The following is a 25,041-nucleotide window of genomic DNA, read 5'->3' as shown; positions in this document are numbered from 1 at the left end:
CGAAAAATCAAAATGTATTTATATATATGTAGTTTTATTAAGATAGGAAGATTTCACACTTTCCTCACAAATATTTGCTATTTTACAATTATAACGAAATCATTTAAAGATGGAGGGAATCTTTTGAAGAAATACTTTTTTCTTCTATGTTTTTTGTTTCTATTAGCAGGATGTCAAGGTAATTCATATACACCGATTGCTAAAAATAAAAGTATCCTTATAACAGCCAATATTAAAGAAGGTAGCGTTAGTTTTATTGATGAAAAATCTAAAAAAATAGTAACAACATGGGAATTAAAAGAACCTATTACAGGAATTGCGCTGCTTCCAAGTGGGGAAGACATGGTTGTATATGGTAAGCAGTTAGAATATGCATATATATACTCGTTAACAGAAGGAAATCAAGTGAACAAATGGAAGACAGGAAAAGGAATTACGAATGTCATTGTAGCAAATGATGGAAAACAATTGTTTATGGCTGATCAAAATGAACAAAAAGTACGCTTCTTTACGATCAATGGAAAAGAGACCGGAAGTGTTTCGGTAGGGAAAGGCCCGTTAACAATGGTGCAGCATGATAAACAATTACATGTATTGAATTTTTATGATACGCAGCTATCCACGATTGACTTAGACCAAAAGAAAGTTGTGCATTCATTTATGGTACCACCAGCATCAACTGGGGCCATGGTTAGCGCTGATGGAAAGGAAATATGGATTGGTGGGCATGGTGATGGTACGCAAGTGAATGAGAAAGTATTGGTCTATTCTTTAGAAAATGGACAGATGGTTCGTTCTTTACATGCACCATTTATGCCAGTTAGTATTTCGGGTGATGAAAGATTGATGTATGCTTTAAGTCATGGATCAAATACATTAAGAAAATTTGATACACGAACATATCAAGAAGTAGGAGCTCTTGAGGTAGGATCTAATCCATTTGCTTTTTTGAAAAGTGAGAAAGAAGGCTATATAGCAAGCTATGATAGTAATGAAGTGTATGTAATTGATATAGAGAATATGAAAATAAAACAAACGATTGCAGTTGGAAAGGGACCATTTCAACTTAAGCACAGAGAAGGGAGAGAGAAATGAACAAACATAAAGTGTTACTTGTAGATGATGAAAGTGATATGAGGCAGCTTGTAGGCATGTATTTAGATAATTTCGGATATGAATGGGGAGAAGCAGAGAACGGAAAAGATGCCCTTCATATGCTTGAGACGGCTCATTACGATTTTGTTATTTTAGATATTATGATGCCGGAGATGGATGGGATTTCAGTTTGTAAAGAAATCCGAAAAACCTCCGATGTACCGATTATTTTTTTAACAGCAAAAGGAGAAGAATGGAACCGTGTGAATGGCTTACGGATGGGAGCAGATGATTATATTGTAAAGCCATTTAGTCCTGGAGAACTAATCGCTCGTATGGAAGCTGTATTAAGAAGATATACAAAGCAAGAACAACAAGAAGAGCTTCAATTTGGTCCAATCGAAATCAATGAAAAAAGCAGGAAAATTGAGACAAACGGTGAGACAATCTCCCTTACGGTAAAAGAGTTTGACTTACTGTATTTTCTTTGTCAGCATAATGGACAAGTGTTCAGCCGGGAGCAATTGCTTGAAAAAGTATGGGGATATGACTATGCAGGAAGTACAAGAACGGTAGATACACATGTCAAAACGATGCGTTTAAAACTTGGAGAAAGTGGAAACTACATTCAAACGGTATGGGGTGTAGGTTATAAATTTGAGGTGTAACATGTTTACGATGGTACAAAAGCTTTGGCTTACGGTAGTATGTGCAGTATGTGTAACAGTTTCTTTTCTCTATTTCGTGTCCCTATATTCGTATGAAAAGTTATATGTTCAAAATATCGAAGATTCATTAGTAATGGAAGGAAAACAACTCGTATCGCAATATAACAAACAGAAAGATGTGTCGGTATTTGAAGAGAAAGTCCGGACGTTTGACAGCATCACGATTGCGGATGTACTTTTTGTGAGCAATCCTCGCGATTTAAGTGCTTGTTTGCCTTTTGATGTACATCATCATTCTCTTATTAGTGAGAGTGATAGACAAACATTGTTAGATGGAAAAACGGTTACGAAGGTTGGATATGAAGAACATTTTCATCGTAATATTATGGGAGTTGTCATTCCTGTTTTAGAAGATAAGAAGTTAGTTGGGATTGTGTACTCGTATATTCCCTTAAAGAGTATTAAAGATTTAATCTATGATATGGGACTTATTTTAGCTCCGTTAGCTTTCGTTATGATTTTGCTTACAATATGGATTGGTCGAAAAATTATTATTGCAATTACAAAGCCGCTTTCACAAATGGAACGAGTTGCAAATCATATGGCCACAGGAGATTTTTCTGAGCGTATTACAATTTCATCTGAAGATGAAATTGGTCGTCTAGGTAAGGCGTTTAACAAAATGGCTACTTCATTAGAGACTGAAGATGCAAAACGAAAGGAATTTTTAGCGAATGTTTCGCATGAACTTCGAACACCACTTAGCTACATTAAGGGGTATAGCGAAGCGATTTTAGATGGTGTAGCCAAAGGGCAACAGCAATCGAAATTTACGCAGCTTATTCATAAAGAAGCGGGGCGCATGCAGCGGCTTGTACATGATTTGTTAGACCTAGCGCAGCTAGAGGGAGAGCATTTTCCATTAAAGAAACAACCAATCGTATTCGCGCAGCTCATTGAAGATGTAATTGAAACGTATGAATTGAAAAGTACAGAGAAACAACTGTATATTTCAACGGATCTTGATCCAGATATTATTGTAACGATTGATGAGGACCGGATGCAACAAGTGCTTCATAACTTGTTAGATAATGCGATACGTTATACAAATCAAAATGGTAGTATTGCCATACATTTGGAGAAAAAAGATAAGTTTTGTGAACTGAGAATAAAAGATACGGGAATTGGAATTGATTTCGAGCATCTAGAGCAGCTCGGAGAAAGGTTCTACCGGGTAGATAAAGCGAGAAGTCGTCAACATGGCGGGACTGGTTTAGGGCTTGCCATTGTAAAACAAATTGTGCATATCCATGATGGACATTGGCGAGTTGAGAGTGAAAAAGGAAAGGGTACAACCGTTATTATACAATTACATTTAAATGAAGAAGGAAGTATGTTTTAGGTAAAGCATGCTTCTTTTCTTTTATCTCGCTATTTATGAGTAATGAAGTTTCTGGTGGTGGCAGCTCCAATTTATCCAGAAGATATATAATAGGAAATGAAGGTGCATAGTACAGTAGAAACAACATGTTTAATCCATTAATGGATATAATAACCATTAATTCCCTCCATATAGCAAAAAATTGACGATTTTATGAACAAAACATTTGTACTTCTTACCAATTCGTTCTAAAATAAGTATGGATGCTATGTTCTTATAAATCGTTTTAATTGTTGTTTGGATGATACTGAGGTGATTTAACTGGAATACAAATCTATTAAACCGAAAAAAATTTACGAAGAGGTATCTGAAGCCATTTTAACAATGATTAAAAATGGTACGTTAAAACCTGGTGACAAACTTCTTCCTGTTCATCAATTAGCTGAGCAGTTTCAAGTTGGCAGATCTGCAGTTCGTGAAGCGCTGAGTGCTTTGCGAGCAATGGGCTTAATTGAAATGAAACAAGGGGAAGGGACATATGTGAAAAACTTCGATTCTTCAGCATTAACAAAGTCGTTAAATCATACGTTGTTAATGAAGAAGGAAGATATTTTGGATTTATTGGAAGTGCGAAAGGTGCTTGAAGTGGGGGCAGTTCGAGCAGCTGCAGCGAAGCGTACAGAAGATAATTTACAAAATATGAAGCGTTGGTTAGATGAAATGGCAAAAAGCATTGGAAATGAAAAAGCTGGTGAAAAAGCGGATTTTCATTTTCATATGGGGATTGCAGAATCTTCACATAATAACATCTTACTTGAACTCATGAATCATGTTTCGGAAATGATTGCTGAAACGATTGGGGAATCAAGGCGCATTATTTTATATGGTGAACAAATAACAGCAGAACGACTTTTAGAAGAGCATCAAGCTATTTATGATGCGGTATTGGAGCAAGATGTAGAATCTGCACAGCAAGCAATGCTAAATCATTTAACAAATGTAGAGCATATTGTCACAGGTAAAAGAGATACAAATTCGTGATTTAATCTTTTGAAATTCCATTTTTCTGATAAAATAGAGAAAGATTAAGTAAGCGTTTTCTTTAGAAGGGGGAAGGTTAGGCCATGGTTGAGCCTACTTTTTCTCCCTTCAGTCATCTGATGACCATATGAGTGTTGACGAAGTTGTAATGAGGGGGAATTATAATTATGAAAGTTACTTTGTTTGTTACTTGCTTAGTCGATATGTTTGAAACAAATGTCGGTAAAGCAACGGTTGAATTGTTGGAGCGTTTAGGTTGTGAAATTGAATTTCCAGAAGCTCAAGTTTGTTGTGGTCAACCAGCTTATAATAGCGGCCATGTAGAAGCAGCAAAAGAAGTGATGAAGCATATGATTGAAACTTTCGAGAATGCAGAATACATCGTTACGCCATCTGGTTCTTGTGCGACAATGTTTCATGAGTATCCACATGTTTTTAAAGATGATCCAAAATGGGCATCTCGCGCACAAAAAGTGGCAGATAAAACATATGAATTAACACAATTTATTGTAGATGTGTTAAAAGTTACAGATGTTGGAGCTAACTTAGAAGGAACAGCGACTGTTCACAAATCTTGTCATATGACACGTTTGCTAGGAGTCAAAGAAGCACCAGGGATTTTACTATCAAATGTAAAAGGGCTAACTGTAAAAGAATTACCAAACGTACAAAATTGTTGTGGTTTTGGGGGAACGTTTTCAGTAAAAATGACACCAATCTCTGAGCAAATGGTAGATGAGAAAGTAGATAGTGTGATGGAAACAGGTGCTGATTATTTAATTGGTGCTGACTGTGGGTGTTTGTTAAACATTGGCGGACGTATTGAGCGCCTAGGTAAAGAAGTAAAAGTAATGCATATTGCTGAGGTATTGAATAGTCGCTCATGAAGGGGGAACATAAGCTATGTCTATGAAAATCAGTGAGAAAAAATTTAATGATCGCGTTGGCGATGGAATTCAAGATTCATTTATGCGCGGTGCAGTATCTTCTGCACAAACACGTTTATATACAAATCGATTAAAAGCAGCCGATGAATTAGGAAACTGGGAAGATTGGCGTGATCTTGGTGAACAAATTCGCCAGCATACGTTAGAAAACCTAGACTACTATCTAATGCAACTGAGTGAAAATGTTTCTAAAAGAGGCGGACATGTTTTCTTTGCAAAAACGAAAGAAGAAGCAGCACAGTACATTCAAGAAGTAGCGAAAAAGAAGCAAGCTAAAAAAGTTGTGAAATCAAAGTCGATGGTAACAGAAGAAATTAGTATGAACCATGCGCTTGAAGAAATTGGTTGTGAGGTGCTAGAGAGTGACCTAGGTGAGTACATCCTGCAAGTGGATAACGATCCACCGTCTCATATCATTGCGCCAGCACTTCATAAAAACAGAACGCAAATTCGTGATGTATTTAAAGAAAAGCTTGGGTATGAAAATTCTGATGATCCATATGAAATGACAAAGTTTGTTCGTAAACAACTTCGTGAAAAATTTATGGGTGCTGAAATTGGGGTAACGGGATGTAACTTCGCAGTTGCAAATACGGGTTCTCTTTGTTTAGTAACAAACGAGGGGAATGCTGACCTTGTTATGTCTATTCCAAAAACACAAATTGCAGTAATGGGAATGGAACGTATGGTTCCAACTATGGAAGAACTAGATGTTCTTGTTGGTTTACTGTGCCGCAGTGCGGTTGGGCAAAAATTAACAAGTTATGTAACGGTAGCAGGACCAATTCAGGAAAAAGAAGTAGATGGGCCAGAAGAATTTCATTTAGTTGTTGTTGATAATGGGCGTTCTACAATTTTAGGTTCTGAATTCCGTCAAGTGTTGCAATGTATTCGCTGTGCAGCTTGTGTAAACGTATGTCCTGTATATCGGCATGTTGGTGGTCATTCTTATGGATCCATCTATTCTGGTCCAATTGGAGCGGTGTTAACACCACTTTTAGGTGGCTATGACGATTATAAAGAGCTTCCGTATGCTTCTAGTTTATGCGGGGCGTGTACAGAAGCTTGCCCGGTAAAAATTCCATTGCATGACTTGTTATTAAAACATCGCCAAGTCATTGTTGAGAAAGAAGGGCGAGCACCGCTTGCAGAAAAACTAGCAATGAAGATGTTTAGTATGGGTGCGTCTTCTGCATCTTTATATAAAATGGGATCTAAAATGGCACCGGCTGCTATGAGTCCATTTACATCTGGTAATCGTGTAACGAAGGGTGTAGGTCCGTTGAAAAATTGGACGGATATTCGTGAGTTCCCAGCTCCAAGTAAAGAAAGATTCCGTGATTGGTATAAAGATCATAAGAAAGGCGGGAACGACTGATGACAGGGACAATCCAAAATCGTGATTCCTTTTTAGAGAACATTGCGAAAGAACTTGGGCGTGCACGTAAAACAGAAGGCGTACAGCGTCCGGCGTGGAAAAATAATGTAAACGTAGAAACGTTGAAAGGTTATTCAGAGGAAGAATTGCTAGAAGTATTCAGAAAACAGTGTACGAACATTCATACGACTGTAATTGAAACGACAAAAAATGAACTGAGTGCGGTAATTCAAAAAGTAATTACTGAAAACGGTGGTGGACCTATTTTATTATCGGAGGACGAACGTTTTGATGCGTACGGTTTGAACTCGTTATTTTCTAAAGAGCTTCCGAGCCAAAATGTTGAAGTAAACACTTGGAATCCCGAGAAAAAAGAAGCGAATATTCGCTTAGCTGAAAGAGCAAATATCGGTATTGCCTTTAGTGATTACACATTAGCAGAGTCAGGTACAATTGTCGTACAAAGTCATAAAGGACAAGGCCGTTCTTTACACTTCTTGCCTACGATTTATTTTGCAATCATTCCACGTGAAACAATCGTACCACGTATTACACAAGCGGTTCATGATATGAATATGCGTGTAGAGAATGGAGAAGCAGTAGCATCTTGTATTAATTTCATTACGGGCCCAAGTAACTCAGCTGATATCGAAATGAATCTTGTCGTAGGTGTACATGGACCATTAAAAGCGTATTATTTTGTAGTGTAAAATGGAGAAAAGCAGGCTAGGAAATGGCCTGCTTTTTTACTAGAACAAAGATAATGCGAAATGGAAGTACCACGCTCTTTTTGCTATATTTTTTGGGAAAGGAGAGGGTGGTATGACATTTTATTTATATGCTTTTTTAATAGGAACGGTACTGGGCTCTTTTTATACGGTTGTAGCAGTGCGTATTCCTAGTGGACAATCTATTATTGTTCCACGTTCTTATTGTCATCATTGTCGCCATACACTAAGGCCAAAAGAACTTGTTCCAATTATTTCGTTTTGTTTGCAAAGAGGTCACTGCAGTTATTGTAAAATGAAAATCCCCTTTATTTACACATTGTTTGAGGTGATAACAGGGACAGCATTTCTTTTTTTTGCGTATGAGATTGGAATGGAGAAAGAATTAATTCTTATATGGACCTTACTTTCTTTACTCATTATTATTACAATGACAGATTTATTCTATATGGTGATTCCGGATATAATTTTATTCTATTTTTCTTGTTTATTTGTAATAGAACGTATTTTTATTTCACTTGTGCCTTGGTGGGAGAGCTTGATAGGTGGAGGAACGATATTTATTGTATTATATCTCGTTCAAATCATATTTCCGAATGGACTTGGCGGGGGCGATGTAAAATTACTTTCACTGCTCGGGTTTATAATAGGGGCGAAAGCAATTTTTATTGCGCTTTGTTTTGCTTCTAGCTTGAGTCTTTGTTTTTTCGGAATTGTTATTTTATTAAGACGGATGAATCGAAAACAAGCTTTACCATTCGGACCGTTTATTGCACTTGGAACAGTCTGTTATTTGGTTATAGTATATTTGGAGTAAAAGGAGGGATAGAGGATGAACGTGTATATGGATGATCAAAGACCTTGTCCATTCGGTTATGTTTTAGTAACAACGGTAGAAGATGCTGTCAAAATTGTTAGAGACCATGATGTGAGTATCCTATCTCTTGATTATAATATGGGATGGCGTCAGAAAAGTGGTTTGGATTTTTTAGAAATTTTTTGTACGGAAGGTCTTTGCGTGCAGGAAATTCACCTGCATACAAATGATTCAATTGGTATGCAGTACATGTTAGCACGGATAAATAAGGGAAAGGAAGCAGGGAATATTTCCCGAAATATACAAGTGAAATGTACGGGAAGTTAAAAAAGTTCCAAGGAAATCCTAGGAACTTTTTCTTAATGCTTCATATGTGCTTGCAAAGGTATAATTTCTTCTTGTTGAATCGCTTCTAATTTATCTTCTGCCACTTTAGGCTCTGGATTTTTTTTAGTTAAATAATGATATACCATACCAACGAATACGGATCCGCCAATAATGTTACCGATTGTAACCGGAATTAAATTATGGATAGCACCAGCGAAAGAAATTGTATCAGGGTGCGGTGATACTAGAGATAATGCAAATAGTGATAAGTTTGCAATGCTATGTTCATAACCAGATAAGAAGAAAGTAAAGACAAGAAACATCATCATAAGTATTTTTGCTGTATCTCCTTTTACTTGAGAGGGAAGGAAACATGCAAGGCATACAAGCCAGTTACATAAAATTGCTTTGAAAAATAATTGCATTGTAGGTGTTCCCATTTTTCCTTCAACGACTGTATTCATTAAATGTTCATGATCAATTGCTTCAAAAATACCAGTTGCATAAAACAGTAATGCGAAAAATACTGCACCTGCTAAGTTACCTGCATAACAAGCAACCCAGTTACGAAGTGTATCGCCAATTGTAGTTTCTTTTCGCAGAGTTGCGACTGTAAAATACATTGTATTTCCTGTAAATAATTCAGCTCCGCCATATATAATTAAGATAAGTGCAATTCCGAAAAACATAGAAGCTGCTAAATATGTTCCGGGTGAATCTGCTATATGGAAAAAGTTACCAAGTTTAAAGCATAATACAATAATAAAGCCAATATAGATGCCAGCTAGTGCAGCACGAATGAAGTATTGCATTGGGTTTGTATCCAACATTTGTTTCTTCTTCTGTGCAAGCTGTACAACGTAAGCTAATCCTTGTTCTAGCATAAGTAATACGCTCCTTTAATACATTGTTTGTAAATACTCCTTATATGAATAAGGTACACGTATTTACTTCTCGTTTCAATAAGTTTGTGCAATATTTCACAAAAAGGACATACCTTCAAAATGAAAGCGTTAACAAAATGTAGTATAATATCATATGTTTGTAAAAGCAGAAGGGAAGGCTTATGTAGTAAAGTGAAACCTAATGGATTAGTTAATGTGTGATAAATAAAAAAGCGCTGTTGTTACAGCGCTTTTTCATCCAAATTCTTTTGTGTAGTTTTGACACTTGTATCTTTTGAGAAGAACCAACCGCCAACTGCAATTCCAATTAATACAGTCCAGAATATTAATTTCCATGGAGTAGACTCTGGGAAACTGTGTGGAATAACACCTAAAGCAGGGTGAGCTAATGTGTAAACAGCTAATTTAACACCAACCCAACCAACAATTAAGAAAGCAGCAGTTTCTAATCCTGGTTTACGTTTTAATATTTGTACGAACGCAGTAGCAGCAAATCGCATAATAATCAATCCAATCATACCGCCTGCAAAAATAACAAGGAATTGTCCTGTATCAAGGCTACCAATTGTACCAAGGCCTGTTTTTGGTAAAGTCATTGCTAAGGCAACAGCTGCTAAAATAGAATCAACAGCAAACGCTATGTCAGCAACTTCAACTTTAAATACCGTCCACCAAAAGTTTTCTTGTTTTTTCTTTGTTTCTTTCTCTTCATCTTCCTCATTTGAATTCTTTTTAACGTATGTTTTGAATAAATGGTTACCAGCGATAAACATTAAGTAAATCGCACCTATTGCCTGCACTTGCCATACGTCGACTAAGAAAGAAATCATAAATAATGATCCAAAGCGGAAGACGAAAGCCCCTGCTAATCCGTAAAACAATGCTTTTTTTCGTTTTTCTTCTGGTAAATGTTTTACCATGATTGCAAGAACTAGTGCATTATCAGCCGCTAAAATTCCTTCTAGTGCAACTAAAATTAATAATACCCAACCATACTCCAATAATAATGATACATCCATGTACATTCTCCTCTCATGTATATAAATCCTAAAACAAGTGAAGAGTTTCCCCACTGTTTAGCTTCCCCATACTCCAGTCTATCAACGGTGGAAGGAACTGGAAATGAATGCAAAAAAGACCTCTGCCGTTGATAGGCAAAGGTCTTGCTAGACATATGTAATGAAAATGCCAACAAAGCCGGAAGAACTAGGTTCTACGTAATGACGACTTTGTTTCCAAGAATAAATTCTCGGACGCTACTCCCCTTTGGAAATATGCTATTATATTCTCATTATATGGCTGATGTAAATGTTTGTCAACCTGTTAAAATGTCTTCGTTCGGATATTTTATCTTTTTTTGTTTTTTACGTGCAAAAGCAAACGCTAATGTTAAAGGGCCCATTTTTCCAAAAAACATCATAAATATAATAGTTAGCTTCCCGATTATTGTAAGTTTAGGGGTAAGTCCCATACTCAGACCAACAGTCCCAAATGCTGAGAATACTTCAAAGGCACTCATTAAGAGGGGAGCTTGTTCGGTGATACTTAAAATTAATATAGCGAAGAAAATAAATGAGATTGAAATGACTACAATGGCAAGTGATTTTACGATCAAACCATCTTTGATTGATTTTTTAAAGATGACAATATCATCTTGTTCTTGCAAAAATTTAAGTACTCCTAATAACATAATTAAAAAGGTTGTTAATTTAATGCCTCCGCCTGTTGAAGCACTACCAGCTCCAATGAACATAAGTAACATCATGAGTAAAAGCGATGGTTTTGTTAGTTGTGCCATGTCTACAGTATTAAATCCAGCTGTACGTGTGGAAACAGCTTGGAAATAGGCTGCTAGTCCTTCTTCAAACGGTGTAAATCCTTTCATGGAAAGTGGATTATGGAATTCAAATATAAAAATTAAAATTGTAGCAGCTATGTTTATAATAAGGGTAGACGAGAGCATAAGTTTAGAGTGTAACGTAAGGTTCTTAAAGTTTCGTTTTCTTTTTATATCCACTATGACGGTGAAACCAATTCCACCTAAAATAATGAGAGAAGAAATGACTACGTTGACGAGTATACTATGAGATTGTGACATTAAATTATCAGTCCAAATGGAAAATCCGGCGTTGTTAAATGCTGAAATAGCGTGAAAAAAACTGTAATATAGTCCATTGGAAAAACCGTATTTTGGAATCCATTCAAAAGCAAGAAGAAGGGTAGCAAAACATTCAATAGTAAAAGAAAATAGAAATAATGATTTTGCGAGACGGATCACTCCGCCGATATTTGTTTGGTTTAACGCTTGTTGTAGTAAAATTCGATTTTGAAGACCGATTTTTTTTCCGAGCATAATCGCAATTAATATGGCAAAGCTCATAATCCCAAGACCGCCAACTTGTATGAGTGTTAAAATGACAAGTTGTCCAAATAAGGTGAATACTTTCCCGGTGTCAACAACGCCGAGTCCTGTAACTGTACATGCAGAAACAGTTGTAAATAGAGCATCTAGCCAAGAAATAGAAGTTGTAGTGGAGATAGGTAGTTTTAATAGGCATGTTCCGATAATGGATAGTGCAATAAAAGATAATGTAAGTACATGAGGTGGGCTCATTCTGATGTTAATCCTTTTCATAGCATACATCCGTCCTTTCGGTTTGCTCTTTGTAGTATGTGAAGAAGGATTACAATGTATGTTGTGAAAAAGAAAGGAGGCAGAATGTGTCTGCCTCCTAAATCCATTTTTTATAGGGTTATCCACGTAATTGTTGTTGTGCTAAGGAAACGAGACGTTTTGTTACTTCGCCACCGACAGATCCGTTAGAACGAGATGCTGTATTAGAACCTAAGCTTACACCGAATTCTTGAGCAATTTCATATTTAAATTGTTCCAATGCTTGCTCAGCACCAGGAACAAGTAATTTATTTGTTTTTACCATGTGATAACACATCCTAATTTATATTCCAGTTTATTTGTTTGTAATGAGCAGTGAAGGGAGTGCTCACTGTATAAACTGGTATCGTTAGTGTATGTGTTATATGTCTGGCCATACACGGAAGTAATCGGTGAGATTAGAAGTTATTGGATACGAAAAAAGAGTAGCAAATGTGCTACTCTTTTTTCAGTATAGTTGCTGTTCCTTCGACAACTATGGCATTGAATTGATTATATACATTTGTTTGCAACGTAATAATTTTTTTATCATCACGTTTTTTGATCACTTCTGCGACTACGCGCAAGGTGTCACCAATTTTTACAGGTGCCCGAAATGATACATTTTGTGATAAATAAATTGTGTTTTTTCCGGGTAATTTTGTTCCAAGAACGGTAGAAATAAATCCTGAAACAAGCATACCGTGTGCAATTCTTTCTTTAAACATAGTTGTTTTTGCAAAAGAGTCTAGAATATGAATTGGATTTACATCCCCAGTCAGTTTTGCAAAAGTGATAATGTCTTCATTCGTAATCGTTGTCGTTAAGGATGCTTGATCGCCAACTTGAATCTCATCATAATGAAGCTCTTGAACAGATTGTGCTTCTTGAAATGGATTCATTTTGTCCTCCTTCTTTTCCATATCGAAAAATGTAAGCCATCTTGATGTAATGGGAGGAAGAAAGAGTTTAGTTTGTTCTGCGGTAAGCTGCCACATTTTCCTTACTTGATGGAAGTAAATAGATTTTTTGAGTTTTCCTCGAACTTTTGTACGAGTTCCAATTGTGTAGATTTGAATTCTTCCAAAAAACCCTCTAATTGTTTTTGAACCTCGTCACGTTGAAGTTGTTGTTGTTGAATGAATTGTTTTGTTGTTTCTTCAAACTGACCGCTCGTTTGAGTAAGAATTGACAAAGATGTTTTTGATGGGGACACAGTCAGTTGATGAATATGATTAGAAAGTTCACTCCATTTTTCTTGCCATTCGTTAATTTGTTCGTTTAAGGAGTTACCTGTGAATTGCTTCACGTATTCTGTATATTGACTATTAAATTGAGTAGTGAATTGTTGTAGTTCTTTTTCGAGCTCATCTACTCCTGTTGTTAATTTATGCAAAGCATCCTGTTGTTGTTTTAATGTTTCTAAAGTAAGTTGTTCCAATTGTTTCCCTGCTGAAGAGAAAAGGGAAAGAGAATGTGACCAATTTTTCCAAAATGCATCGACAAGTTCGTATGGTTTAGTTTCCATGGTTTGACCTCCAAATGTTTTTTTGCATATTGTGAACGCAGATTATTCTGCTGTACCACCAGGTGAAGATGAAGAGTTTTTCTCATCCTTTTCTGGAGAAGTAGAAAATGGAAAGAATGCGTTGGTGTATAACGTGAAAAACGTCCGCAACATATTTTGATAATGTTCAAAAGAGGTCGCGCATGTTGCTAAATATTGCTCTCCATATTCTGTTAAAGAATAAATTCGCTTTGCTGGCCCGCCTTCACTTGTATCCCAAGTAGAAGAAATAAGGTTTTCTTTTTCTAACTTGCGTAATGTTCTATAAACATTACCTTGATCAACCGAAGAAAAGCCGATATCCATTAGCATTTGAATCAGTTTGTAACCGTGAAGACTCCAGTCTTTTAGACATAGAAGTAAGAAGGGAACTAAGAAGTTTTTTGGCATGGAGTTTGGTTGTTTCGCTTGGTTTTTTTCCAAACTTTCTTGTTGGCCTGGTTCATTATGTAGCATGATTGTACATCACCTCATGAATCAGTTAGATGGAATTTTTTGCTTATAAGTGCAATTTACACCTATCTGTTTTCAATGTCAATACATTTGTTAGAATATATAAAAAAATAAAATACAGACTTGAAGTTTTATTCAGAATATTGGAAAATGGTGAATAGGTTGAATTGTTTCAAAAACGAATAAAGGAGTGTAGGAGAAGTGATTGATCAAAAATTCGATCCACTACAAGCATGGAAAGAAGCTTATGAACAGACTGAAACATTTTGGGGAAAAGCGCTCAATGAAACAATCAAAACAGAAGAGTATTCTGCTTGGATGGGAAGCGTTCTAGATTTGAACTTGTTTTATCAGAAGACGTTGAATGATACAACGAAGGGCTATTTAGAAAAAGTGAATATACCAACTCGAGAAGATATTGCAAGAGTAGCTACGCTTGTTATCAATTTAGAAAATAAAGTTGATAACATTGAAGAATTTTTGGAAGAAAAAGCAGAATCTCTAGGACAATCTCCTACGCTAAAGCGTGATGTAACAAAAGTGAAACAAGATATTCGAACTTTAGAAAATAAAGTTGACAAGATTTTAGAATTACTGGAAAAACAAAATGAAGTATTAGCAAAATTACAGGAACCCGTGAAAGAAGCGGCGAAAGCACCTGTGAAACCAGAAAATAAAAAATAGTTATGAACCGCCCTGCTTACATGTTTCAAAAAGGGGAGGGAGAATCCTTTTTTGGGACAGTATAACGGCGAAAAAATATTATATATGGTGCTTTTTATATAAGTGCTAATTCGATTCATTCATTATCGTTCACAAATTCATTAAAGGGGGAAAAGAAATGACTCAATTAAATGGTAAAGTAGCAATCGTAACAGGTGGAGCAAAAGGGATTGGTAAAGCAATTACAGTAGCATTAGCAAAAGAGGGCGCAAAGGTTGTTATTAACTATAACAGCAGTAAAGAAGCAGCTGAAAATCTAGTGAATGAATTAGGTGTAGAAGGTCATGATGTATATGCAGTACAAGCAGATGTTTCTAAACTAGAAGATGCAAAGCGTCTCGTAGATGAAGCGGTGAATCATTTTGGCAAGGTAGATATTCTTGTAAATAATGCTGGAATTACAAGAGATCGTACATTCAAAAAGTTAAATCGTGAAGACTGGGATCGTGTAATTGATGTCAATTTAAGTAGCGTATTTAATACATCGAGCGCGGCACTTCCTTACATAACAGAAGCGGAAGAGGGAAGAATCATTAGCATTTCTTCTATTATTGGACAAGCTGGTGGCTTTGGACAAACAAACTATTCAGCAGCAAAAGCTGGTATGTTAGGGTTTACAAAATCATTAGCGCTAGAACTTGCGAAAACAAATGTAACGGTGAATGCAATTTGCCCAGGGTTCATTGATACAGAAATGGTAGCAGAAGTACCAGAAGATGTTCGCCAAAAAATCGTTTCTAAAATTCCGAAGAAACGCTTTGGACAAGCTGATGAAATTGCAAAAGGTGTTGTATACCTATGCCGTGATGGAGCGTATATCACTGGTCAACAGTTAAATATTAACGGCGGATTATATATGTAATGAAGGAAGGAGAAAGTGCATATCCATAGCAGGAGTGCACTTCTTTCTTGAAGAAGGAAATCAATCAAAAAGGAGATAGGAAAATGACTACATTCGTAACAGAATGGGAAAAGCAATTGGAACTATACCCAGAAGAATATCGAAAAGCATATCGTCGTTTTAAAAGAGCGAGTGAGGTTTTACTGCGTGAACCAGAACCACAAGTTGGTTTAACTCCAAAAGAGGTCATTTGGACTAAAAATAAAACGAAGCTGTATCGTTACGTTCCAAAGCAGGAAAAAACAAATTCGGTTCCAATTTTATTAATCTATGCGTTAATTAATAAGCCATATATTATGGACTTAACACCTGGCAATAGTTTGGTGGAATATTTAGTGGACCGTGGTTTTGATGTATATATGCTTGATTGGGGTACATTCGGGTTAGAAGACAGTCATTTGAAATTTGATGATTTCGTGTTCGATTATATTGCAAAAGCAGTTAAAAAGGTAATGCGAACTGCAAAATCGGACGAGATTTCTTTACTTGGTTACTGCATGGGAGGAACGCTAACATCCATTTATGCAGCACTTCACCCACATATGCCGATTCGTAATTTAATTTTTATGACAAGTCCATTTGATTTCTCTGAAACAGGATTATATGGTCCATTATTAGATGAAAAGTATTTTAACTTAGATAAAGCGGTAGACACATTCGGAAATATCCCACCAGAAATGATTGATTTTGGAAACAAAATGTTAAAACCGATTACAAACTTTGTTGGTCCGTATGTTGCTTTACTTGACCGTTCAGAAAATGAGCGTTTTGTTGAAAGCTGGAAACTAATTCAAAAATGGGTTGGAGATGGTATTCCATTCCCAGGTGAATCATATCGACAATGGATTCGCGATTTTTATCAAAATAATAAATTGGTTAAAGGTGAGCTCGTAATTCGAGGCCAAAAAGTAAAACTTGAAAACATTAAAGCAAATGTCTTAAATATTTCTGCAAAACGTGATCATATTGCATTGCCATGTCAAGTAGAGGCGCTCTTAGATCATATTTCTAGTACAGATAAACAGTATGTGTGCTTACCGACAGGACATATGTCAGTTGTATACGGAGGAACGGCTGTAAAACAAACGTATCCTACAGTTGGGAATTGGCTTGAGGAACGCTCTAATTGAAGTGAAACAGTGATTCATTAGTGATTAGCTATTATGATAACTTGAACAAGTATTTTGTTTGTTCATATGAATGAAATAGAAAATCCAGCTAGCATAGACTAGCTGGATTATTTTATGTGAAATAACAAAAAATAAAAGGGAGGAAATTAAATTTTAGGAGTATAGTTATGAAATTAACATTAGGAAAGTTATACTGGAATGAAGAAGCTTGTATGCCTTGTTATCCGCTATTAGAAAATGATATGATATGTGATGTGTTGATTGTAGGGAGCGGTGAAACAGGTGCTCATATTGCATATTTTTTAACGTTGTTAGGAATGAAAGTTACACTAATTGATAAGCGGAAAATTGCAAATGGAAGCACGCTTGCAAATACAGGAATACTCCAAGTTGCTCATGATAAATCATTAACCTCTATGATTCATACATTTGGTGAAGAAAAAGGAGTGCGCACGTATCAACTTTGTTATGAGGCGCTGGAAATTTTGAAACAAGTTGTTCCAAAGCTTGATATGGATCCTTGTTTTATTCCAAAAAGTAGCTTGTATTATGCAAGTCAGAATGAAGATATTTCACTCTTACAAGAAGAGTACCGCACATTACAACGCTATAGATTTCCTGTTGAGTATTTTACAGAACCTGATATTAAGCAACGATATTCATTTACAAAACCGGCGGCATTATATACAGGGGGAGATGCAGAAGTGAACCCGTATATATTAGCCCATGGTCTTATACATAAAGCAAACCAACTAGGGGCTTCTATTTTCGAACATACAGAGGTTATGCATATTAAGTCTGTTCAAAAAGATTTGATTTCTTATACAAAAACAGGTCAGAAAATTGTAGCGAAGGCAGTGATTATGGCTACAGGATATGAAAAGGTATTTGGAAAAAAAGAAGCAAATACAACGATAGAAACCTCTTATGCGATTGTTACAAATGAACAAGAGCATTTTAATGGGTGGCACGAACAATCATTAATTTGGGAAACTGCTCGGCCATATTTGTATTTTCGTACGTATAAGAATCGAATTATTGTAGGTGGTTTGGATGAAGGAATGCAACTTCAGAAAATTGGTGATACAAAGTTATTGCATAAACGAGATGTACTTACTAAAATTATACAAGAGATGTTTCCAAATCTTTCAAATGTGAGAGCTGAATATTATTGGGCTGCTTCATTTGGCGGAAGTCATGATGGTCTTCCTATATGTAAAGAAGATAGGAAAATCTCTAATTTGTACTATGCATTACCGTATGGGGGAAATGGAACTGTATATGGAATGGTATTTGCAAAACTATTTCAGCAGTTATTTGCAAACAAAGAAAATAGTGATTTTTCTTTGTTTAATCGATAGAAAAAAGGTAGCGAAGTGATGGAATGAGAGATATAAAGAAATTTTTACAAAAACTACGTCCGGTACAGCTTATTGTTTTCTTTTATTTTATAGCAGTAATTGTTTCGGTGATTTTATTAAGCTTACCATTTGTCATTAAACCAGGTGTAAAGTGGACTTTTATAGATGCGTTATTTACATCTGTTAGCGCTGTAAGTGTTACAGGGCTCTCAGTGGTTACTATTCCAGATACGTTTAGTACGGCAGGCATTATTATTTTAGCGCTTATATTACAATTAGGCGGTTTAGGAATTATGGCACTTGGTACATTTGTTTGGATGATCACAGGCAAGAAAATAGGTTTGCAGCGAAGAAGATTAATTATGGCAGACCATAATCAAGGAAATTTATCAGGGCTTGTTGAGCTCATGCGGTCTATTTTAATTTTGATTATTTCGATAGAAGTGGTTGGGGCACTCCTCTTAGGAACAAGGTTTTTACTCTATTTCCCAACTTGGCAAGAAGCGTATTTTCACGGTTTTTTTGCTGCTGTTAGTGCAACAACGAATGGTGGATTTGATTTAACAGGACAGTCCCTAATTCCATATAAAAATGACTATATTGTACAAATTATTCATATGCTGCTGATTATTTTAGGAGCAATTGGATTTCCAGTGCTAATGGAAGTAAAACAATATTTAAGCAAGAAAAAACATCAATTGTTTCGTTTTTCATTATTTACAAAGCTAACAACAACAACATTTTTCTCGCTTGTTATTGTTGGTACAATCGTTATTTTTTTATTGGAGCGAAATCAATTTTTAGTAGGGAAATCGTGGCATGAAACAGTGTTTTATACACTATTTCAATCCGTTACAACGAGAAGTGGCGGATTAGCAACAATGGATATAAGGGAATTGTCACAGCCGACGCTTTTATTTATGAGTGTTTTAATGTTTATCGGAGCTTCTCCAAGTTCAGTTGGGGGAGGGATACGTACGACAACGTTTGCTGTGAATATTCTTTCTTTATATTCATTTGCAAAAGGCGGAAGAACAGTACGCGTTTTTAAACGTCAATTGCATGAGGAGGATATTTTAAAAGCATCGGTTGTTATGACAATGGGGATTTTATTATGTGCTTCGGCGTTATTTATTTTATCCATGACTGAAAATGCACCATTTATGAGTCTAATTGTGGAAGTATGTTCTGCATTTGGAACGACGGGATTATCAACAGGTATCACTTCAGAGTTAACAACTGTGGGAAAACTTGTATTAATTGTACTTATGTTTATTGGTCGTGTGGGAATTTTAACATTTATTCTAGCAAGTGGCGGAAGAGAGCAACCACCACGCTATAAATACCCGAAAGAGCGTATTATTATTGGATAATATGAAACCATTCTACCCATGAAGGTAGAATGGTTTTTAATCGTTAATGCCAAATTGAGGGTGCATAAATGAATCTTCCGCTCTATCTGCTTTGTTCTGTAACAATTTTTGATTTTCTTCTGAAATCCATCCGATATCATTTGTTGGGTGAATCCATTCTTTCCCAGCCATGATGGCCGGATCAACTTCATCACTCCAATTGTTAAGTGGGCTATTTTTAGAATTGTATTTACTATCTCCAATTACAACATTGTATTGATTAATAAACGGCTCTTGCATTGGTGTTCCTGTTCCTTTAAAGGAAGGAAAATTCATTTGGTGCGGAAGCGTCTCATCTAAAATGGGTGACTGAATTTGTTGTTTTTTTTTCAAAGTAATCGTTCCTTCTTTATTATAGTAGGAAATGTAAATTCCTTGTTCATGTATAGTGTTTCCATATACACGTTGCTTTGTACTTGTTAACACTTCCCATTAATAATTTTCGGATATTTTCTCAAACTAATATAGAAAGTGATATGTCGTTACAGTGAGGGAAGGGATTGTAAATGGTAAAACGAAAAGTAAAGCAACATGCGGCAATGAATCATAATAAAACACCAAAAGAAAGTCTGCCGGATGCGGAATTTGCGGTAGAGTATGAAAATGAAAATCCAGCGAAATATGCAAATCGTAATGCGAAAAAGGGTAAGCAAAAATGAGGCGTTTTTACAAACGCCTCATTTTTTTGTGGGATTTTTAATCTTTTTTTAATTATTTGTAAATTTCACGTTTTTTTGTTGGAGAAAAACATGAAAAAACATTGAAGTAGCAACGTATTACACAAAAACAAACAACAAACAAAAGATTAATGTTGGTTTAATACTGCTTTTACACTTGGCGTTTATATTGGAGTTGTACATAAGAAAAATAAAAGGAGAGAGAAACAGTGAAAAAAACATTCTTTAAAGCTGTAGCAACCGGAGTAGTATTTTCTTTATTAATGGGGTGTGGTGCTAAGAAAGAAGAAACTGCTGGAGCGGAAGCGAAAGATGACAAGTTATCTGGATCATTAACAGTTTACACAGCAATTGAAGAAGAACTTGTACCTATTTATCTTGATTCCTTTAAAAAGAAATATCCAGATGTGAAATTAAATATCGTTCGTGATTCAACAGGAGTTATTACAGCGAAATTGTTAGCGGAAGGAAAAAATACACAAGCAGATGTTGTATGGGGAACAGCAGCTTCTAGTCTTTTAGCTCTAGAAAAGAAAGACATGCTGAAAGACTATTCTCCAAAAGGTGCAGATCGCGTACTTCCGCAATTTAAAGATGATAAACAGCCGGAGAAATGGGTTGGTAACACGGCGTTTATGACAGGGATTGCTGTTAATAAAGAGGAATTGAAAAAGAAAAACTTACCGATGCCAACATCATATGAAGATTTAACAAAACCAGAATATAAAGGAACACTTGTTATGCCACATCCAGCTTCCTCTGGAACAGGATTTTTAACAGTATCGGCATGGCTACAAATTATGGGTGAAGATAAAGGTTGGGATTACATGAAGAAAATTCATGATAATATGGCAACTTATACGCACTCTGGCTCAAAACCAGCAAAATTAGCAGGTGCTGGAGAATATCCAGTTGGTGTATCTATGATTTATAGCGGTTTAAAAGAGAAACAAAAAGGTGCACCAATTGAAGTTGTCTTGCCAAAAGAAGGATTGGGCTGGGAAGTAGAAGCTAATGCATTAATTAAGAAAGATAATGCGAAAAACGATAAGCTTGCTAAAGCATTTCTAGATTGGGCAATTACAGATGATGTTATGAAATTATATTTTGAGAAAAATGGATTTGCAACGATTAAAAATGATTATAAACTGCCAGATGGTTTCCCGAAAGATGTAACAGAAAAGTTATATAAAAATAATGATTTCAAATGGGCAGCTGAAAACCGCGATAAAATTTTAGAACGTTGGGAAAAAGAGTTTGGTCAAAAAGCAGAACCGAAAAAGTAAGTGGGAGAGAGAAAAATGAGCGAATATTTATCAATTCAACATATTCAAAAACAGTTTGATGCGTTTACAGCGTTAAAAGATATTTCTTTTACAGTACAAAAGAATGAGTTTGTTTGTTTACTTGGTCCAAGTGGCTGTGGTAAAACGACGTTACTTCGTATTTTGGCCGGTTTAGAAGAGCCGACAGCAGGGAGTATAGCTGTTAATGGAAAAGATATTACAGCAGTGCCACCTGGAAAGCGCAATTTAGGAATGGTGTTTCAATCGTATGCATTATTTCCAAATTTAACAGCACTTGAAAATATTGAATATGGATTGAAAACGAAGCGATACTCAAAAGCGGAAGTAAAAGAGAAAGCGATAGAAGTATTAGAGCTTGTTGATTTGTTGAATGTGAAAAATAAATATCCTGCTCAAATGTCTGGGGGACAACAGCAGCGAGTAGCACTTGCACGTGCGCTCGCGCTATCTCCGGATATTCTATTGCTCGATGAGCCACTTTCTGCACTCGATGCAAAGGTGCGCGAGAAATTACGTAGAGAAATGCGTGAGTTACAAGAAAAAGTAGGAGTTACAACAATTATGGTGACGCATGATCAAGAAGAGGCATTAACGATGGCTGATAAAATTGTTGTTATGAATCATGCGGAGATTATGCAGATTGGAACACCAGAGGAGATTTATCAAAAGCCAGCGAATCCGTTTGTTGCAGATTTTATTGGTTCTATTAATTTCTTTTCGGATAATGACAGGAAACAAGCAATTCGTCCAGAACATGTTGTGATTGTTCCCAATGATGGGATTAAAACAGTTGTAGAAAATATGGAGTTTCGTGGATCTGTATATCGAACGGAAGTGCGTGTAGTAGAAGAGAAGACACATCTTTATAATGAGCGAATTGTTGTGGATATATTAGCATCGGTGGTAGAGCGAAATTCTATTCGAAAAGGAAAACCACTTCAAATTTCATTTTCAGAAAATCATATGCTGTCATATGGAAAGAAGGTCATTGTATAGATGGAAATGTTAGAAAACTATAAAACAGAAGCTTCTAGAAAAACGGTCAAGAGAAGTATTGGGAAAGAAGAGTGGATACAAAGGGTGTTAGTTGTCAGTATGCTTCTTGCATTTCTTGTCATGCTTGTATTGCCATTACTACAACTGTTTACACAAGCTTTCTATGATAAAGACGGTGCTTTCGTTGGGGTTGCAAACTTTAGCAAATATTTTACAACACCAACTCTTGTTCAATCGTTGCAAAATACTGTATGGGTTTCAGGGCTTACGACGATTATTTCAGTTACATTAGCATTTGCTTATGCATATGCAATTGCGCGTACGAATGTTTTTGGTAAGCGTCTGTTCCAGTACATCGCCCTATTGCCGTTATTTGCGCCAACGATGATGCATGGGATTGCGCTTACATATTTATTTGGTAACCAAGGTTTAGTGACAAAAGGATTATTTGGTTTATTTGAAGGACTGCACATTCCATTATACGGACCTGTTGGAATTACAATTGCTGAAGTTATCTATACGTTTCCACAAGCATTTCTTATTTTGTTAATTGCTTTTCAAGGTTCAGATTATCGTCTATATGAGGCGTCGAACATGCTAGGGGCGGGAAAAGTAAAACAATTTTTCACCGTTACATTACCGAGTGTGAAATATGGACTAATTAGCGCAATGTTTGTCGTATTTACACTTAGTTTTACTGATTTTGGGGCGCCAAAAATCGTAGGTGGTCAATATAATGTGCTTGCAACAGATGTATATAAGCAAGTAATTGGACAACAAAATATGCCAATGGGTGCGACGGTCGGAATGATTTTGTTAATTCCAGCTATATTCGCATTTGCAGTGGACCGGATTACCCAAAGGAAACAAGCGAATTTTTTATCTTCAAAAGCAGTGCCATATCGAATTTCGACTAATAAAAAAAGAGATACGATTTCATTTGTGTATTGCACTATCATTACATTCATGATCATCCTTTTATTTGTTGCAGTTGGTGTTGCAGCAAGTGTAAAAGTATGGCCATATAATATGACATTTACATTCGAACACTTCAACTTCTCAAGTTTAACAGGAGACGGAATTGAAGCGTTTAAAAATAGTGTCATTGTTTCAGTGATCACAGCGGTTATTGGAGCAATTCTAACATTTGCTTTTGCATATGCAATTGAAAAGATTCAACAACTAGAATTTTTTAGAAAAGTAGGGTACTTTTTCTCTATCGTTCCACTTGCTATTCCAGGATTAGTGTTGGGACTAGGATATGTCTTTTTCTTTAGTCAACCTACGATTCAATTTTTTGGATGGGAAGTAACCAATCCATTCCATGCTTTGTATGGTACAATCGCGGTTCTTGTACTTGTGAATATTATTCACTTTTATTCTGTAACATTTGTTACAGCAACAACTGCGCTAAAGAAACTAGATCGAGAGTTTGAGCTTGTTTCACAATCAATGGGAATCCCATTTTATAAAACATTTTTTCGGGTAACGGTACCGATGTGCTTGCCAGCAATTTTAGAAATGGTGATGTACTACTTTGTAAATTCAATGGTAACCGTATCGGCGGTCGTTTTCTTATATGCAGCTGATTTTAAATTGGCAGCTGTTTCAATTGTGAATATGGATGATGCCGGCAACGTTGCACCTGCAGCAGCAATGAGTGTGCTTATTGTTGTAACGAATATTGTAGTTAGAGTTCTATATGAATGGGGAACAAAAGCGATTCGGAATCGAACATCATTATGGCAAAAAAGATAAGAAGGGTGATGGATAGGATGAAAATTGAAGCGGTTATTTTTGATTGGGCTGGTACGACAGTTGATTACGGGTGTTTCGCACCATTAGAAGTGTTTATGGAAATCTTTAATAAACGTGGTGTTGTCATTACAGCCGAAGAAGCACGTAAACCAATGGGGTTACTAAAAATTGATCATGTTCGCGCATTAACAGAAATGCCTCGTATTAGAGAAGAATGGAAGCGAGTTTTTGGGAAATTACCAACAGAGGCAGATATTCAGGAGATGTATGAAGAATTTGAAGAGATTCTCTTTTCGATTTTACCACGCTATGCAACTCCAATTCTTGGAGTGAAAGATGTGATTTTACATTTACGTAATCAAGGTATTAAAATTGGTTCCACAACAGGTTATACAAGCGAAATGATGGATATTGTTGCAAAAGAAGCAAAAGAGCAAGGGTATGAGCCAGATTTTCTTGTTACACCAGATGATGTTCCGGCTGGTCGACCATATCCGTGGATGTGTTATAAGAATGCAATGCAGCTTGGTGTATATCCAATGAATCATATGATTAAGGTTGGAGACACAGTTTCGGATATGAAAGAAGGTAAAAACGCGGGGATGTGGACTGTCGGTGTCATCCTTGGTAGTAATGAGCTTGGCTTAACAGAAGAGGAAGTTGAAAATATGGACCCAGTAGAGCTTCGAGAAAAAATGGAAGTGGTTCGTAAACGTTTTATAGACAATGGGGCTCATTTTACAATTGAAACCATGCAAGAGTTACCGAGCGTCATTGAAAACATCGAAAAACAAGAACTTATCATTTCATAAAAGG

27 protein-coding genes are annotated in these 25,041 nt (G+C 36.1%); 19 read left to right on the top strand and 8 right to left on the bottom strand.

What is annotated here, in order from left to right; all coding sequences use genetic code 11:
• Positions 1-123 precede the first annotated feature (123 nt).
• The 9 genes from AAIE21_RS08340 to AAIE21_RS08300 all read left to right on the top strand — a co-directional run bounded on the left by AAIE21_RS08340 (position 124) and on the right by AAIE21_RS08300 (position 8,382).
• Positions 124-1,095: a YncE family protein gene (locus AAIE21_RS08340; protein ID WP_343266325.1), complete on the top strand. Its 972-nt coding sequence runs from the start codon at positions 124-126 to the stop codon at positions 1,093-1,095.
• The gene (locus tag AAIE21_RS08335; RefSeq protein ID WP_343266324.1) at positions 1,092-1,763 is read left to right on the top strand and encodes a response regulator transcription factor; all 672 of its coding nucleotides are present in this window, start codon (positions 1,092-1,094) and stop codon (positions 1,761-1,763) included. The genes AAIE21_RS08340 and AAIE21_RS08335 overlap by 4 nt, the downstream gene beginning before the upstream one ends.
• 1 nt (position 1,764) lies before the next feature.
• Positions 1,765-3,165 carry a sensor histidine kinase gene (locus AAIE21_RS08330; protein ID WP_343266323.1) on the top strand — a complete coding sequence of 467 codons (1,401 nt, stop codon included), beginning with the start codon at positions 1,765-1,767 and terminating at the stop codon, positions 3,163-3,165.
• A gap of 330 nt (positions 3,166-3,495) precedes the next feature.
• Positions 3,496-4,185, top strand: coding sequence for a FadR/GntR family transcriptional regulator (locus AAIE21_RS08325; protein WP_343266481.1), 690 nt, complete (start codon positions 3,496-3,498; stop codon positions 4,183-4,185).
• Between the two features lie 167 nt (positions 4,186-4,352).
• Positions 4,353-5,072, top strand: a complete 720-nt coding sequence (locus AAIE21_RS08320) for a (Fe-S)-binding protein (protein ID WP_343266322.1) — start codon at positions 4,353-4,355, stop codon at positions 5,070-5,072.
• 16 nt (positions 5,073-5,088) lie between these two features.
• The gene (locus AAIE21_RS08315) at positions 5,089-6,510 is read left to right on the top strand and encodes a LutB/LldF family L-lactate oxidation iron-sulfur protein (RefSeq protein WP_343266321.1); all 1,422 of its coding nucleotides are present in this window, start codon (positions 5,089-5,091) and stop codon (positions 6,508-6,510) included.
• Positions 6,510-7,220 carry a LutC/YkgG family protein gene (locus AAIE21_RS08310; RefSeq protein WP_343266320.1) on the top strand — a complete coding sequence of 237 codons (711 nt, stop codon included), beginning with the start codon at positions 6,510-6,512 and terminating at the stop codon, positions 7,218-7,220. Before AAIE21_RS08315 ends, AAIE21_RS08310 begins: the two co-directional genes overlap by 1 nt.
• Before the next feature lie 112 nt (positions 7,221-7,332).
• A complete protein-coding gene (locus AAIE21_RS08305; RefSeq protein ID WP_343266319.1) occupies positions 7,333-8,055 on the top strand; it encodes a prepilin peptidase in 723 nt (240 codons plus the stop codon).
• Positions 8,056-8,070: 15 nt separating this feature from the next.
• Positions 8,071-8,382 (top strand): cyclic-phosphate processing receiver domain-containing protein, encoded by a 312-nt coding sequence (locus AAIE21_RS08300; protein ID WP_343266318.1) that lies wholly within the window; start codon positions 8,071-8,073, stop codon positions 8,380-8,382.
• 32 nt (positions 8,383-8,414) lie between these two features.
• Here AAIE21_RS08300 and AAIE21_RS08295 read toward each other — a convergent pair whose 3' ends face one another.
• The 7 genes from AAIE21_RS08295 to phaQ all read right to left on the bottom strand — a co-directional run bounded on the left by AAIE21_RS08295 (position 8,415) and on the right by phaQ (position 13,963).
• Positions 8,415-9,266: a formate/nitrite transporter family protein gene (locus AAIE21_RS08295; RefSeq protein WP_343266317.1), complete on the bottom strand. Its 852-nt coding sequence runs from the start codon at positions 9,264-9,266 to the stop codon at positions 8,415-8,417.
• A 242-nt stretch (positions 9,267-9,508) separates the two neighbouring features.
• The gene (locus AAIE21_RS08290) at positions 9,509-10,306 is read right to left on the bottom strand and encodes a TerC family protein (RefSeq protein ID WP_343266316.1); all 798 of its coding nucleotides are present in this window, start codon (positions 10,304-10,306) and stop codon (positions 9,509-9,511) included.
• Positions 10,307-10,602: 296 nt separating this feature from the next.
• The gene (locus AAIE21_RS08285) at positions 10,603-11,922 is read right to left on the bottom strand and encodes a TrkH family potassium uptake protein (protein WP_343266315.1); all 1,320 of its coding nucleotides are present in this window, start codon (positions 11,920-11,922) and stop codon (positions 10,603-10,605) included.
• A gap of 118 nt (positions 11,923-12,040) precedes the next feature.
• Positions 12,041-12,226: an alpha/beta-type small acid-soluble spore protein gene (locus tag AAIE21_RS08280; RefSeq protein ID WP_000241213.1), complete on the bottom strand. Its 186-nt coding sequence runs from the start codon at positions 12,224-12,226 to the stop codon at positions 12,041-12,043.
• Between the two features lie 172 nt (positions 12,227-12,398).
• The gene (locus AAIE21_RS08275; protein WP_343266314.1) at positions 12,399-12,842 is read right to left on the bottom strand and encodes a MaoC family dehydratase; all 444 of its coding nucleotides are present in this window, start codon (positions 12,840-12,842) and stop codon (positions 12,399-12,401) included.
• A gap of 101 nt (positions 12,843-12,943) precedes the next feature.
• On the bottom strand, positions 12,944-13,468 hold the full coding sequence (gene phaP, locus AAIE21_RS08270) for a polyhydroxyalkanoic acid inclusion protein PhaP (RefSeq protein ID WP_343266313.1): 525 nt from the start codon (positions 13,466-13,468) through the stop codon (positions 12,944-12,946).
• A 42-nt stretch (positions 13,469-13,510) separates the two neighbouring features.
• Positions 13,511-13,963, bottom strand: a complete 453-nt coding sequence (gene phaQ / locus AAIE21_RS08265) for a poly-beta-hydroxybutyrate-responsive repressor (protein ID WP_174099453.1) — start codon at positions 13,961-13,963, stop codon at positions 13,511-13,513.
• Between the two features lie 198 nt (positions 13,964-14,161).
• Here phaQ and phaR point away from each other — a divergent pair, with 198 nt between their 5' ends.
• The 5 genes from phaR to AAIE21_RS08240 all read left to right on the top strand — a co-directional run bounded on the left by phaR (position 14,162) and on the right by AAIE21_RS08240 (position 19,448).
• Positions 14,162-14,644, top strand: a complete 483-nt coding sequence (gene phaR, locus AAIE21_RS08260; protein ID WP_343266312.1) for a polyhydroxyalkanoic acid synthase subunit PhaR — start codon at positions 14,162-14,164, stop codon at positions 14,642-14,644.
• Between the two features lie 157 nt (positions 14,645-14,801).
• Positions 14,802-15,545, top strand: coding sequence for an acetoacetyl-CoA reductase (locus AAIE21_RS08255; protein ID WP_343266311.1), 744 nt, complete (start codon positions 14,802-14,804; stop codon positions 15,543-15,545).
• Between the two features lie 83 nt (positions 15,546-15,628).
• Positions 15,629-16,714: a class III poly(R)-hydroxyalkanoic acid synthase subunit PhaC gene (gene phaC, locus AAIE21_RS08250; protein WP_343266310.1), complete on the top strand. Its 1,086-nt coding sequence runs from the start codon at positions 15,629-15,631 to the stop codon at positions 16,712-16,714.
• 167 nt (positions 16,715-16,881) lie between these two features.
• Positions 16,882-18,075: an NAD(P)/FAD-dependent oxidoreductase gene (locus tag AAIE21_RS08245; protein ID WP_343266309.1), complete on the top strand. Its 1,194-nt coding sequence runs from the start codon at positions 16,882-16,884 to the stop codon at positions 18,073-18,075.
• A 23-nt stretch (positions 18,076-18,098) separates the two neighbouring features.
• Complete coding sequence (locus AAIE21_RS08240; RefSeq protein WP_343266308.1) at positions 18,099-19,448, top strand: TrkH family potassium uptake protein; 1,350 nt, start codon at positions 18,099-18,101, stop codon at positions 19,446-19,448.
• A 36-nt stretch (positions 19,449-19,484) separates the two neighbouring features.
• Here the strand turns inward: AAIE21_RS08240 and AAIE21_RS08235 are convergent, their stop codons facing one another.
• Positions 19,485-19,820 (bottom strand): DUF3905 domain-containing protein, encoded by a 336-nt coding sequence (locus tag AAIE21_RS08235; RefSeq protein ID WP_343266307.1) that lies wholly within the window; start codon positions 19,818-19,820, stop codon positions 19,485-19,487.
• A 173-nt stretch (positions 19,821-19,993) separates the two neighbouring features.
• Here AAIE21_RS08235 and AAIE21_RS08230 point away from each other — a divergent pair, with 173 nt between their 5' ends.
• From AAIE21_RS08230 to phnX, 5 genes are all read left to right on the top strand, one after another.
• A complete protein-coding gene (locus tag AAIE21_RS08230; protein WP_343266306.1) occupies positions 19,994-20,146 on the top strand; it encodes a hypothetical protein in 153 nt (50 codons plus the stop codon).
• Between the two features lie 227 nt (positions 20,147-20,373).
• Positions 20,374-21,450, top strand: a complete 1,077-nt coding sequence (locus AAIE21_RS08225) for a putative 2-aminoethylphosphonate ABC transporter substrate-binding protein (RefSeq protein WP_343266305.1) — start codon at positions 20,374-20,376, stop codon at positions 21,448-21,450.
• Positions 21,451-21,465: 15 nt separating this feature from the next.
• Complete coding sequence (locus AAIE21_RS08220) at positions 21,466-22,467, top strand: putative 2-aminoethylphosphonate ABC transporter ATP-binding protein (RefSeq protein ID WP_343266304.1); 1,002 nt, start codon at positions 21,466-21,468, stop codon at positions 22,465-22,467.
• Entirely contained in the window at positions 22,468-24,225 is a 1,758-nt protein-coding gene (locus AAIE21_RS08215; protein ID WP_343266303.1) for a putative 2-aminoethylphosphonate ABC transporter permease subunit, read from the top strand. It begins immediately after the preceding gene.
• A 17-nt stretch (positions 24,226-24,242) separates the two neighbouring features.
• Positions 24,243-25,037 (top strand): phosphonoacetaldehyde hydrolase, encoded by a 795-nt coding sequence (gene phnX / locus AAIE21_RS08210; protein WP_343266302.1) that lies wholly within the window; start codon positions 24,243-24,245, stop codon positions 25,035-25,037.
• The last annotated feature ends 4 nt before the right edge of the window (positions 25,038-25,041 follow it).

Source organism: Paenibacillus sp. 102 (assembly GCF_039549175.1).
In the GTDB taxonomy this organism is placed as follows: Bacteria; Bacillota; Bacilli; order Bacillales; family Bacillaceae_G; genus Bacillus_A.
The sequence above is the reverse complement of the archived record's forward strand: the minus strand, read 5'-3'. Positions and strand labels throughout refer to the sequence as shown.